The 12,201-nt window shown below is 60.5% G+C and carries 11 protein-coding genes and 1 pseudogene; 6 read left to right on the top strand and 6 right to left on the bottom strand.

Annotation, left to right across the window (positions count from 1 at the left end):
* Positions 1-47 precede the first annotated feature (47 nt).
* The 4 genes from ACVCNR_RS23140 to ACVCNR_RS23125 all read left to right on the top strand — a co-directional run bounded on the left by ACVCNR_RS23140 (position 48) and on the right by ACVCNR_RS23125 (position 3,205).
* Complete coding sequence (locus ACVCNR_RS23140) at positions 48-902, top strand: transporter substrate-binding domain-containing protein (RefSeq protein WP_354196095.1); 855 nt, start codon at positions 48-50, stop codon at positions 900-902.
* Between the two features lie 122 nt (positions 903-1,024).
* Positions 1,025-1,678 carry an amino acid ABC transporter permease gene (locus ACVCNR_RS23135; protein ID WP_354196093.1) on the top strand — a complete coding sequence of 218 codons (654 nt, stop codon included), beginning with the start codon at positions 1,025-1,027 and terminating at the stop codon, positions 1,676-1,678.
* 3 nt (positions 1,679-1,681) lie between these two features.
* Complete coding sequence (locus ACVCNR_RS23130) at positions 1,682-2,332, top strand: amino acid ABC transporter permease (protein ID WP_354196091.1); 651 nt, start codon at positions 1,682-1,684, stop codon at positions 2,330-2,332.
* Between the two features lie 45 nt (positions 2,333-2,377).
* Positions 2,378-3,205, top strand: coding sequence for an amino acid ABC transporter ATP-binding protein (locus ACVCNR_RS23125; RefSeq protein WP_354196089.1), 828 nt, complete (start codon positions 2,378-2,380; stop codon positions 3,203-3,205).
* A 357-nt stretch (positions 3,206-3,562) separates the two neighbouring features.
* Here the strand turns inward: ACVCNR_RS23125 and ACVCNR_RS23120 are convergent, their stop codons facing one another.
* From ACVCNR_RS23120 to ACVCNR_RS23095, 6 genes are all read right to left on the bottom strand, one after another.
* On the bottom strand, positions 3,563-4,990 hold the full coding sequence (locus ACVCNR_RS23120) for an amidohydrolase (RefSeq protein ID WP_354196087.1): 1,428 nt from the start codon (positions 4,988-4,990) through the stop codon (positions 3,563-3,565).
* Entirely contained in the window at positions 4,987-5,778 is a 792-nt protein-coding gene (locus ACVCNR_RS23115) for an amino acid ABC transporter ATP-binding protein (RefSeq protein ID WP_354196085.1), read from the bottom strand. Before ACVCNR_RS23115 ends, ACVCNR_RS23120 begins: the two co-directional genes overlap by 4 nt.
* 36 nt (positions 5,779-5,814) lie before the next feature.
* Positions 5,815-6,714 carry an amino acid ABC transporter permease gene (locus ACVCNR_RS23110; protein WP_447076705.1) on the bottom strand — a complete coding sequence of 300 codons (900 nt, stop codon included), beginning with the start codon at positions 6,712-6,714 and terminating at the stop codon, positions 5,815-5,817.
* 17 nt (positions 6,715-6,731) lie between these two features.
* Positions 6,732-7,550: a transporter substrate-binding domain-containing protein gene (locus tag ACVCNR_RS23105; protein ID WP_447076704.1), complete on the bottom strand. Its 819-nt coding sequence runs from the start codon at positions 7,548-7,550 to the stop codon at positions 6,732-6,734.
* Positions 7,551-7,689: 139 nt separating this feature from the next.
* The gene (locus ACVCNR_RS23100) at positions 7,690-9,384 is read right to left on the bottom strand and encodes a thiamine pyrophosphate-binding protein (protein ID WP_354196079.1); all 1,695 of its coding nucleotides are present in this window, start codon (positions 9,382-9,384) and stop codon (positions 7,690-7,692) included.
* A gap of 68 nt (positions 9,385-9,452) precedes the next feature.
* The gene (locus ACVCNR_RS23095) at positions 9,453-10,937 is read right to left on the bottom strand and encodes an aldehyde dehydrogenase (RefSeq protein WP_354196077.1); all 1,485 of its coding nucleotides are present in this window, start codon (positions 10,935-10,937) and stop codon (positions 9,453-9,455) included.
* Positions 10,938-11,286: 349 nt separating this feature from the next.
* Between ACVCNR_RS23095 and hutC the strand changes: the two genes are divergently transcribed.
* Both hutC and ACVCNR_RS23085 read left to right on the top strand, forming a co-directional pair.
* Positions 11,287-12,066, top strand: coding sequence for a histidine utilization transcriptional repressor HutC (hutC, locus tag ACVCNR_RS23090; protein ID WP_354196075.1), 780 nt, complete (start codon positions 11,287-11,289; stop codon positions 12,064-12,066).
* Positions 12,063-12,201: pseudogene (locus ACVCNR_RS23085) on the top strand (UbiD family decarboxylase); the annotation flags it as partial. The gene hutC and the pseudogene ACVCNR_RS23085, both read left to right, overlap by 4 nt.

Here is a 12,201-nt window from a genome sequence, read left to right as displayed (position 1 = left end):
CGGCATCGAATTCCGCAACAAAGGGAACATTCAATCGGGAGGAAACCTTGAAGTCAGTCATTCGCCTGTGTGCCTCGGCACTTCTCACCGCAGCTTTGTCGCTCAGCGCCTCCGGCATCTCGGCAGCCGCCGATCTGCTGGAACGGATCAAGGAAAAGGCCGAGATCGTCATCGGCACCGAGGCGCGCTATCCGCCGTTCGAGTTCGTCGAGAACGGCAAGGTCGTTGGCTACAACATCGATCTGTTCGATGCCGTCATGCAGGGCCTGCCCGAGGTGAAGGTGTCGAGGTTCGATCTCCCCTTCCAGGGCTTGCTTCCGGGCCTTCAGGCGCTGAAGTTCGATGCCATCGTCACCTCCGTGGCCGTCAACAAGAAGCGGTACGAGACGTATCGCCTGTCGCTTCCGGTCGCCGACGCGACGCTGACCTTCGTCAAGCGCAAGGGCGACGACACGCTGAACAAGGCAGAGGACCTGAGCGGCCGCATCGTCGGCTCGCAGGCCGGATCGGCGCAGCTCAAGGGCGCGGAAAACCTGTCGGCGGAACTGGAGGCGTCCGGCAAGGCGCCCATGAAAAGCATCCAGACCTATCTGGACTATAACGAAGCTTATGCGGACCTCGCCGCCGGCCGCATCGATGCGGTGGTGAACGCACTGCCGAACCTGCTTTACCTGCAGGCCCAGCGCGGAGACGTCTTCGAAACCGTACCTGCCACCTTCGGCCCCGCTTCCTATTTCAGCTGGGCTTTCCGCCAGGACGACGACAGCCGGCCGCTGGCCGACTTCATCGACGAGCGGCTTCGCACGCTGGCCGCCGACGGCACCATCGAGACGCTGCAGAAGAAGTGGTTCGGCTCCACCACTGCGCTGCCGACCGACACGCTGCCGGAACCGCAGAGCTGAGTCCGGCGAAGCCGGGGAGGTTTCTTGCCTCCCCGGCGTTCAGGCGGGCCGTTGCGCCGCCTCCCACGGTACAGGCCCCGGGCCGGACTGTCCGGCTCCGATTTTCCCCAAGGTGAACTCAAGTGGCTACCGTTTCCCTCATCTACGACAATCTGCCCATGCTGCTGTGGGGCGCGGGCATCACCGTGCTGGTGTCCGGCGTGGCGATCGTGCTCGGCATGCCGCTCGGCCTTGTGCTGTGCTTCGGCCTGACCTCTTCGCGTGCCTGGGTGCGTCATCTCTCGCGGCTCTACCAGAGTGTGTGGCGCGGCACGCCGATCCTGGTGCAGCTTCTCATCATCTACTATCTGCTGCCGTTTCTCGGCCTGAACGTGCCGCCTGTTCTTGCCGCGATCATCGCCCTGACCCTGAACACGGTGGCTTTCCAGGCGGAGATCTTCCGCGGCGGCCTGCTGGCGATCGCCCGTGGCCAGATGGAGGCCGCCCGTATGGTGGGGATACGCAAGTGGACGGCGCGCCGCCACGTGCTGGTGCCGCAGATCTTCCGTCTCGTGATTCCTTCGCTGGTCAATGAGACCATCAGCATCCTCAAGAACTCGTCCCTGGTATCGGTGATCGCCGTGACCGAACTGATGCGGGTCAGCCAGCAGATCGTCGCCACCACCTACCGCCCGTTCGAAATCTACATCGCCGCCGCCGTCATCTACATCGCAGTCAATTTCCTCCTGTCGCTGCTCGGCCGCGCCGCCGAACAGCGCCTCGCACGCGGGGTCTGAGCCATGACGCAGGTCTTCGAACTGTGGATTGAATATTGGCCGATGCTGGCGGCGGGCCTCGCCACCACGGCCTGGATCTGCGCGCTCGCCACCATGATCGGCATTGCTGTGGGGCTTCTCCTGGCCTGCCTGGACGGCGCCCGCTCCACGATCCTGCGCCGGACGGTGCGCGCCTATATCGAGATCATGCGCGGTCTGCCGATCCTGATCCTTCTGTTCGTGCTCTATTATGGCGGCCCGGGCATCGGTCTCAGGCTGAATGCGGAGACGGTCGGAGTCCTGGGTCTGGGCTTCTATGGTGCGGCCTATTTCGCGGAAATCTTCCGCTCCGGCTTCCACTCCATCCCCAAGGGACAGATCGAGGCCGCCCGCATGGCGGGCCTTTCCGCCGGGCAGATCATGCGCCATGTCAAGCTGCCGCAAATGCTGGCCTTGATTACCCCGCCGATGGTCAACCAGATCATCATACTGATCAAGGAATCGGCGGTGCTTTCCATCATCACCGTCGCCGAACTGACGAAGAACACCGCCCAGTTCGTGAACGAGACATATGCCGTCGTCGGTCCCTATCTCGCGGCCGCCCTGCTTTACTGGCTGCTGGTCGAGGCCGTCGCCCTGCTGGGCCGGACCGTCGAGCGCATGGTTCGCTACTAACCCATTTCCGCAGGACATCCTGCCCAGGAACGATCGGAAACAAGCATGATCTACGATCCCCCGAAACCCGTCATCAAGATCCGCAACCTGGTGAAGAGCTTCGGCCCATTCACCGCACTGTCCGGCATATCGCTCGACATCAACCCGTCGGAAGTGGTGTGCATCATCGGCCCATCCGGGTCGGGCAAGAGCACCCTGCTGCGCTGCACGGCCTTCCTCGAGGAATACACCAGCGGCGAGGTCGAGATCGAGGGCCGCCTGCTCGGATACAGAAAGACGCCGGCGGGAATGGTGCGCGAAAGCGAACGCAACATCGATACGGCCCGCCGCAATGTCGGCATGGTGTTCCAGCACTTCAACCTGTGGCCGCACATGACGGTGCTCGACAATGTCACGCTCGGGCCGCGTCTGACTAAGGGCGTCCCTGCCGCCGAGGTCAGCGAGAAGGGTCGGATCGCGCTGGCCAAGGTCGGCCTGGCGGATTTCACCGATCGCTACCCCTCCCGGCTCTCCGGCGGCCAGCAGCAGCGTGTCGCCATCGCCCGGGCGCTGGCCATGGAGCCGCATGTGATCCTCTTCGACGAGCCGACTTCCGCCCTCGACCCGCAATTGGTCGGGGAAGTGCTCGATGTCATGAAGCAGCTCGCCAATGAGGGCATCACCATGGTGGTGGTCACCCATGAAATGGGGTTCGCAGCCCAGGTCGCGAACCGGGTCGTGTTCATGGATCGCGGACAGGTGGTCGAGCAGGGTTCGCCGGACAAGCTCTTCAACGAGCCGGAGAGCCCCCGACTGCAAGAGTTCCTCGACACCTGGCGCCAGCGCAACCTGCTGTTTCGCTCCGAGCCGCAACAGTTGGTAGCGGCCTGCTGACGGGCGTCCCGTTCAAGGCACGGCGCACGGAAGAGAAACCTATAGAAGAATAGGTAGCAAGACTGTCGAGATAGCGGATGCTCCTGACATGAATGCACATGCATTGCGATGGACCGGCGATCTCGAGCGAACAGTGATCAAAACACACCGCATGCCACCGGGCCACCCAATGAATAGAGCCAATATCTATATGTTGAACCTCCAGCGATTACGGCACGTCCCAATCTGATGGAAGTACCCACGACGATGCACTCGGGTAAGTCGTTCCCAGTCATTGTGCTTCGGCGATAGCTGGACTGTTGAAACGACGCATGATGTGAATATTGCCTCAGCTTAGTTCTGCGGCAGGCGTCGCAACTATGCGGCGCGATCCTGCGCAGCCATCGGGGGCTGCAGGCTGCCGGGAATCGGGCATCGGTATGGCTGATGGCCCCGCTTTTCCAGAAGCTCGCTCTTAGCTTGCCGCACGGTCTGCGGTCTGGCGATAATGTCCAGCGCGGTCGAAACCATGATCGCCGCGGCATGGGCCATACCCTTATGCGCTGCCGGGCTCTTGCCTTGGGTTACCATCTGCCAGGTATGGAACTCCGTTCCAATGGCATAGCAAGCGCCATAGAGCGAAACAGTTGGCGTGACCCAGCTCACATCACCTACATCGGACGATCCCGCCCACAATTGCGCGGCACGCGGAATGACGCGATTGCTCAAGGGTTCATCCTTGCCAATCGGCGCTTGAAACTTCTCCAGTCCATAGCGAATCTGCTCCTCACTGAAACTGCGCCGAAGCGCGGTCGCGTAGGCGCGATCGTCGTCATCGAACTCGACCTCGCCGAAACGCTGGATGTGCTCGTAGAGCAGTTCGTCCAGCACCGAATTATAGATCACGTTAGAACAAGAATAGTCTGGCACAATCTCCACACGGGTTCCGGTCATGAGTGCTGCGCCTTGAGCTACCTGCTCTACCCTTTCCTGCAGGGTGGAGGCATCCACCACACTCTCTGAACGGATATAATAGATCACCTCGGCCTGCGCCTGAACGACATTGGGAAAGGGTCCACCAGCATCCGTGATTGCATAGTGAAGCTGGCAGCCGGGCGGAATATGTTCACGCAGATAGTTCGAGCCGACATTCATCAACTCGACTGCGTCGAGCGCGCTACGCCCTAGATGCGGCGCCGCCGAGGCATGGGAAGCTTGACCTTGGAAACGGAACTTCACCCTTAGCACGGCTAGCGACTGGTAAGCCTTGACCGCGGTGAAGCAGGCAGGATGCCAGTTAAGCGCGACATCGGCGTCATCAAAGGCACCTGCTCGCGCCATGAACGTCTTACCCGATCCTCCTTCTTCGGCCGGACAGCCATAATAGCGCACCCTGGCCTTGATTGCCTTAGAAGCAAGGATGTCCTTAAGCGCGACAGCAGCCAGCACGGTTCCACCGCAGAGCAGGTTATGCCCGCAGCCGTGACCATTGCCGCCTGCCACCACTGGCTTTGCCTGAACGGCGCCGGCCTCCTGACTCAAACTCGGTAAGGCATCGTACTCGCCAAGGAAGGCGATGACCGGGCCCTCTTCACCAACTTCGGCTGTGAAAGCCGTGGCCATGCCGGCAACGTTGCGCTCGATACGGAAGCCCTGTTTTTCCAGATAATCGATCTGGAGAGCCACGGCGGCGTGTTCATTGAAACATAGTTCCGGCGTGTCCCAGACGCCCTCGCTGATGCGCACTGCCTCGGGAACCCTTTGCGCGACGGCATCGAGGGCAATCTGGATATCGGTGTTGCTCATGCTGCTGCTCGCTCGCTACCGGCATTTTTTAGTATTCTCGACAGGAACGCTTTCGTTCGCTCCTCTTTCGGGTCCCCGAAGAATTCGGCGGCCGGCGCATATTCCACGATCTTGCCTTGGTCCATGAAGGCGACGGAGTCGGCCACTTCGCGGGCGAAGCTCATCTCGTGCGTGACGATCAGCATGGTCATCCCGGTCTCAGCCAGCCCGCGCATCACCTCGAGGACCTCGCCAACCAGTTCCGGGTCGAGCGCACTGGTGGGCTCGTCGAACAGCATCAGCTTCGGGTTCATTGCCAGGGCGCGGGCAATCGCTACACGCTGTTGCTGGCCACCCGATAACTGACGCGGATAGGCGTCAAGCTTGTCCGAGAGACCGACCTGCGTCATCAGCTTCTTGCCACGCTCGATAGCCTCATCCCGGTTCATGCCCAGAACCTGCACTGGCGCCTCGATCACGTTCTGGATCGCGGTCATGTGAGAAAAGAGATTAAAGCGCTGGAATACCATGCCGATGCCGAGACGTTGGCGAGCGATCTCGCTTTCACTGAGGGGGTAGAGGACATTGCCCTGCCGGCGATAGCCGATGAGGCTGCCATCGACATAGATTTCGCCTCCATTGATCTCCTCAAGATGGTTGACGCAACGGAGGAAGGTGGACTTGCCCGAGCCGGACCGACCGATCAGGCACGTCACTTCGCCCTTGGGCAAGGTGAAGTCGATGCCGTCAAGCACCTTCAGGGCTCCGAAACTTTTGGAAACCTTGCGAGCCATGACCATTGCGTTCATGTCATTGTCCTCCGGTAGGATCGATCACAGCCCTCGTTACAATGCATCTCGGGCACACAGCTTCTCGATGTATTTCTGGCCGATGCTCAAAATGCTGGTCATCAGCAGATACCAAGCACAGGCCACGATCAACATCGGGATTACCTGGAAGGTCCGCGCTGACACACCCTGCACCGAATAGAGCAGATCGTAGAGGGATATAACGCTGACCAGGGAGGTCATCTTCAGCATGCCGATCACCTGATTGCCGGTCGGCGGGATGATGACACGCAGCGCCTGCGGAAGAATGATGCGTCGCAGGGTCTTGACCCGCGACATACCCAGCGATTTGGCCGCCTCTTCCTGCCCATAGTCGATCGAGGCTATGCCCGCGCGCGTGATCTCGGCCATATATGCGGCCTCGTTCAAAGAGAGCCCGAGCAGGGCCGCGGTATAGGGGGTTATCAAGGCATTGGTCGAATATTCGGCAAGCACATCGCCGAACGGCAGACCGAGCTGGATGACTGGATAGAGCGCTGCGAGATTGTACCAGAAGATGAGCTGGACCAGCACTGGCGTACCGCGGAACAGCCACAGATAGACATCGGCCGGATAGCGCAGCATGGGGTTGGACGACAGGGCCATCACCGCCAACACCAGACCGAGAATGATGCCGAGCGTCATGGCGACAACGGTTAACCAGATCGTCAAGCCGAGCCCGCTCAGCACGACCGGCGAAAACAAATACTCGGCAACAATATCCCAGCCAAAATTCTCATTGTAGATCATCGAGTTGACGATCCGCCACATGAGAAAGACCGCCACCGCACCGCCTATCCACCGCCAAGGGTGCCGGCGCGGCGCGATGATGATCGCCTCGCCGGAAGCCGCCTCCGACTCCATGCAGCCTCGGATGGAAGATTGTCCGCTCACGGAGATCGCGTTTTCCGGCGTCATTGTCGAAGGTCCTTAGGTTACGGCTTGGCCTGCGTGAGGGGGCGGGTCGTGGTCAAGTTGATTCCGGGCTCATCGAGACGGATGGCCTCGATCTCCCACTTCTTCATGACGAGATCATAGACACCCTCCTTGTGCACCGCCTTGAGGGCCGCCAGCAGTGCTTCAGCGAGCTCCATATTGTCTTTGTCGACGATCATGCCGTTGTACTTGCGCGGAAAGATATCCATCGGGATCACCTTGATCGGCTTCGGTGCCTTCCGCTTCAGTTCCGACGCCCCGATCAACTCATAAGTAATGAAATCGACCCGACCCGAATATAGGGCCACCTGGGCAGCCGCCGCTGAAGGGAAGTTGACGATTTCGATGAGCGGCTTGCCTTGCTTCTCGCAATAGGGGTTGAGCAAGTTCTTGACATTGTCGATATGGGTCGTGCCTTCCTGCCCGCCGACTTTAAGGCCGCACAGCGTTCCCGGATCATCGCCGATGCGGGTATCATTCTCCAGCGCGACCACGCCGGCAATGATGAAGGCCACGTTGATGAAGGTCACCACCTTCTCGCGCTCTACCGTATCGGCCATGCATTCCATCGCCATGTCGAAGCGCTTGCTCTGGACGCCCGGGATCAAACCGGCAAAGGCTATCGACGACACTTCGAGCTCCACTCCAAGCTTCTGGGCCATCGCGTTCCAGATATCGGGCTCCCATCCCACTATGGTCTTGCCGTCCTCGGCGAAGCTTTCGCATGGCGGATACTGGGCATCGGTGGCGAGCTGGATCACGCCGGCCTTCCGGATTGCCTCCGGCAGCATGGCGTTGAGGGCGGGATCGGCCTTCAACGTGGGCATGGGCGTGCTGGGCGTTTCGGCCGCAAGACCCGGCGAAGCCGCCGCCCCCAGAGCCAGCGGCGCCAAACACAAGGCCGCAACGAGATTCCTTACAAAGTGCATTTCCGTTCTCCTCCCTGTCGTTAGGCTATTACTTGTTCCTATTCCTGTTCCTGTTTCTGAGCTGCGTCATCGAATAGCGGGTATGGACCGCGTCCTGATCGATTGTCAGTTCGATAAATGCCGGCCGGCCGGCGGCCAGTGCGCGATCGAAGGCAGGCGCGAACTCCGCGGTCGTCGCCACCCGCTCGGCGTGGGCGCCATAGGCGGTTGCAAGCATATGGAAATCAGGATTGACGAGCTGAGTTCCGTTCACTCGGCCATCGAGGCGGTTCTCCTCATGGATCCGGATGGTGCCATACATGTTGTTGTTGAACAGCACCACGACGATATTGGCGCCGTACTGAACTGCTGTTGCCAGTTCCTCGCCGCTCATCTGGTAGCAACCATCGCCAACGAAGCACACCACCGGCCGCTGCGGGTAGAGAAGCTTGGCCGAGATCGCCGCCGGGAGGCTGTATCCCATCGTGCCGCTGATCGGCCCGAGCTGGGTATGCAACTTGTGGTGCGAGAAATAGCGTTGGCTCCAAGTGGCATAGGCACCGACACCGTTGGTGACGATGGCATCCTGCGGCAGACGCTGGCGCAGCCATTTCATGACCGCCGGCAGGTCGATCGCCCCCGGACAGGCGCCGGGAGCCGTCTCCGCCTGGAAAGTCTGACGCAGATCGCGGGTCCATTGTGCCCGCGAGGTGCTGTCCACGGGTGCATGGGTGGCAAGCGCCCGGGCGAAGGCGTCGTTGTCCGCAAGCAGGGCGATGTCGGCCTGGAAGACGCGGTTCAATTCCTCGAAGCTGCTGGTGACATGGACGAGCTTCTGGCGCGGCACTGGGATGGCAAACAGGGTGAAGCCTTCCATATAGCCAGCGCCGATCGTGTTCACGTCGCTCAGCGCGTCGTTGCACATGATGACAAGGTCACTGTCTTTTATATGGGCGAGCAGAGCCGGGTTCGAGCCGATCCCGATCTCGCCAACATAGCATTCCAGGTCGTGGTCGATGATATCCCGGCGGCGGAACGTGGTGACCACCGGCACATTGTTGACGCGGGCGAAAGTCTGGATGTCTTCGCGTGCCGCCTCGCTCCAGCCAGAGCCGCCGACCACGAGAAGCGGTTTTTTGGCCTGCGAAAGCAGGTCGAACACCCGCTCAACCGAGGCAGCATCCGGGGAGCCGGCCACGGCGCGTTCATAAGGCTTGCCGGGCTGGACCTCACACTCCTCCTCGAAGACGTCTTCCGGTACAACCAGGACGACCGGCCCCATGCGACCCGTCATCGCGGTGTGATAGGCGCGCTGAATGAATTCGGGAATGCGCGCAGGATCGTCGATCTGGGCGACCCATTTGGTCATCGGGGCGAACATGGTGCGGAAGTCGTAGGACATGAAGGCCTCGCGCTCCATCAGTTCGCGCTTCACCTGCCCGACGATCAGGATCATCGGCGACGAATCCTGATAGGCTGTGTGCACGGCATTCACGGCATTGGTGGCGCCGGGACTTCTGGTCACGAACGCCAAGCCCGGCCTGCCGGTCAGCTTGCCATAGGCCTCCGCCATCTGAGCGGAGCCGTTTTCATGACGACACGAAATCAGGCGAATCGAAGGATGACGCAGGGAAAGCGCATCGAGCGCCGACAAGAAGCTTTCGCCGGGAACATGGTATATGAGTTCCGCCCCGTTGAGCGCCAACTCGTCGGCCAGTATTTCGCTGCCTTTTCTCTTGACCATACTGCTCTCGCTTTCGCCCACGCTCCCGGCGGGCCATCCTGAATGCCGCATCCTGTTACCGTCCGTCCTCAGCCGATGACGAAGGGATTGGCAATCTCCTCGGCCGTGGATATCCACACGGCCTTGGTCTGCAGATATTCCCTGATCCCCTCGACACCGTTTTCGCGGCCGATGCCACTCTTCTTGTAGCCGCCGAAGGGCGTTGTATAGGAAATGTCGCGATAGGTGTTGATCCATACGCTTCCGGCATCGAGTCTTTCCGACATCAGCAGCGCACGCTTCATGTCGGAGGTCCAAATGCCCGCCGCGAGGCCGAACTCGCTGTCATTGGCGATGGCGACGGCCTCCTCCACCTCGTCGAAGGCGATAGTCGAAAGAACCGGCCCGAACACCTCCTCGCGGGCGATCCGCATGTCGTTATTCACGCCCGCGAAGATGGTCGGCTCCACAAAGAAGCCGGTCGCGCATTCGTCCAGATCGGGGCGCTTGCCGCCCAGAATCAGCTCGGCGCCTTCCTGTCGGGCAATGTCCACATAGCCGAGTACGCGCTCATACTGCATGCGATTGGCAATAGGGCCGATCTGGGTCTGCACGTTGCGCGGGTCGCCGACGCGGGCGGATTTCGTAAAGGCCGCGAGCTTTTCGACAAACTCATCATGGATGCTGCGATGAACCAGCAGGCGCGATCCGGCAATGCAGGTCTGTCCCGTGGCCCCGAAGATGCCGCCGACCACGCCACGAACCGCATTGTTCAGATCAGCATCGCCGAAGACGATGTTGGGCGACTTGCCACCGAGTTCGAGGCTGACGCGCTTCACGTCCTTCGCCGCCAGCGAATAGAGATGGGAACCGGTGGCAGTGGAACCCGTGAAGCCGACATGACGGGTCAGCGGATGGGTGACGAGGGGCTCGCCGACCTCCTTGCCGAAGCCGGTCACGACATTGATAACACCCGGCGGGAAGCCCGCTGCCTCGACCAGTTCCATAAGCTTGAGCGCGGTCGCGGACGTATGCTCCGCCGGCTTCATCACGATGGTGTTGCCCGCAGCCAACGCGGGCGCGGCCTTCAGCGAAAACAGCAGTAGCGGCGCATTCCAGGGCACAATGCCGACGCAGACGCCGAGCGGCTCATGGCGCGAGAAGCTCAGCGCCGGCTTGTCGCACGGGTGGACGACGCCCTCGATCTTGTCGGCCAGGCCGGCATAGTAATAGTACCATTTGGGGAGATAGCGGATCTGGTGCTGCATTTCTGCCAGCAGACGGCCATTGTCGCGCACCTCGACATCAGCCAGAGTGTCGGCATTCTCCTCCATCAGCACACCGAGCCGATGGATTAGCTTGGCGCGCTCGGACGGATGCATGCGTCCCCACGGCCCCTCCTTGAAAGCCTTGTGTGCGACGCGAATGGCGCGGTCTGCATCTTCGGCATTGCCCCGCGCCACCAGCGCCCAGGGCTTTGCCGTGAACGGATCAATCGTCTCAAAATATTCGCCGCTCGACGGCTCGACCCATTCGCCGCCGATATACATCTTCAGTTTCGGCATCTCGTCCATTTGCCTGACAATCCTCTTGCTGGCACCGCACTCCGCCGCAACCCTTCACGCCTCGCCCGGGTTACCGCCGCAAATCTACACTATCAAATCAAATGCATAATAATATACATTTAGACCTGAATAATCGTGAAATCTTATTGATGTCAAGGAGGAGATTGCAGGGGACCTCCCCGGACAAACGCGCGCCGCACCTCCCTCGCTTGCACCAATTTCGCGAATTCTCAATGAATTTGTTGTCGATTTCCCGACTGCGGCAACAGGCGTACCCACAATGACACTAGACAATGCGCCTGAACTCGGCGTATCAATCCACACAAGATATGATATTATAATAGGAAGCGGGGAGAGAATGGCGAACGAACTTCAAAACTCGCAACCCCTTTACGAGCAAATCAAATTGGCAATCGAAAAGCGCATACGCGGCGACGAATGGCCGGCCGATTTCCGGGTGCCTTCCGAAGAATCGCTGGCCGAAGAATTCGGCGCCTCTTCCCTGACCGTGCGCCGGGCGCTGCGGGAGCTTCAATCGGAAGGCATGCTGGTTCGCATCCAGGGGCGTGGCACCTTCGTCGTCGGTCCCCGCATGCAATGCGCCATATTCGACTTACCGGACGTTTCCGAGGAAATCGCCCTGAGTGGCGGCGTACATACCAGCGAGGTGCTCTTTCTGGGCGTCGTGCCGCCGGAAAGCCTGTTCGCCGGCATGCTGCCCCTGCCCTATGACGGACCCGTTTACCACTCACGTCTGCTTCACAAGGAAGACGGCACGCCCATCCAAATCGAGGATCGCTTTGTCAACTCGGTAGAGGCCCCTGACTATCTGAAACAGGACTTCACACGCATCACGCCTCACGCCTACCTGCTGCGGGAAACCGAGGTTACCTATGTCGACAACACGATCCGGGCTATACGGGCTGACGAGGACAGCAGACGCGCCCTAGAGATAGACGGCAACCAGCCCTGTCTCCTGCTCGATCGCCGTACCTGGCGCGACGGCGTGCCCGTCACCCGCAGCCGCTTCCTTTATCCCGGCGACCGGTACCGGTTGCGCAGTTCACATGAAGCCACACCCAGCCGGACTGGCGCCACGCAACAGCGAGGTGCCGCGGCATCAAGGAGAATCCGATGAGAGACTACGTTGCCCGCCTGCGTGAACGCGGAGATCTGCTTGTCGTGGACAAAGAGATCGACCCCTTCCACGAACTGGCGGCCGTCACTCATATGGCCCAGAAGCGCTGGGGCAAGCCGATTCTGTTCACCAACG

Source organism: Aquamicrobium terrae, from assembly GCF_052978165.1.
Note: the sequence above shows the minus strand (reverse complement) of the source record. Positions and strands in the feature narration are given on the sequence as shown.

Excerpts from the sequence above, each read along its gene's own strand:
- ACVCNR_RS23130 (WP_354196091.1), top strand. The coding sequence starts at position 1,682 with ATGACGCAGGTCTTCGAACTGTGGATTGAATATTGGCCGATGCTGGCG.
- ACVCNR_RS23125 (WP_354196089.1), top strand. The coding sequence starts at position 2,378 with ATGATCTACGATCCCCCGAAACCCGTCATCAAGATCCGCAACCTGGTG.
- ACVCNR_RS23120 (WP_354196087.1), bottom strand. The coding sequence starts at position 4,990 with ATGAGCAACACCGATATCCAGATTGCCCTCGATGCCGTCGCGCAAAGG.
- ACVCNR_RS23115 (WP_354196085.1), bottom strand. The coding sequence starts at position 5,778 with ATGAACGCAATGGTCATGGCTCGCAAGGTTTCCAAAAGTTTCGGAGCC.
- ACVCNR_RS23110 (WP_447076705.1), bottom strand. The coding sequence starts at position 6,714 with ATGACGCCGGAAAACGCGATCTCCGTGAGCGGACAATCTTCCATCCGA.
- ACVCNR_RS23100 (WP_354196079.1), bottom strand. The coding sequence starts at position 9,384 with ATGGTCAAGAGAAAAGGCAGCGAAATACTGGCCGACGAGTTGGCGCTC.
- ACVCNR_RS23095 (WP_354196077.1), bottom strand. The coding sequence starts at position 10,937 with ATGGACGAGATGCCGAAACTGAAGATGTATATCGGCGGCGAATGGGTC.
- hutC (WP_354196075.1), top strand. The coding sequence starts at position 11,287 with ATGGCGAACGAACTTCAAAACTCGCAACCCCTTTACGAGCAAATCAAA.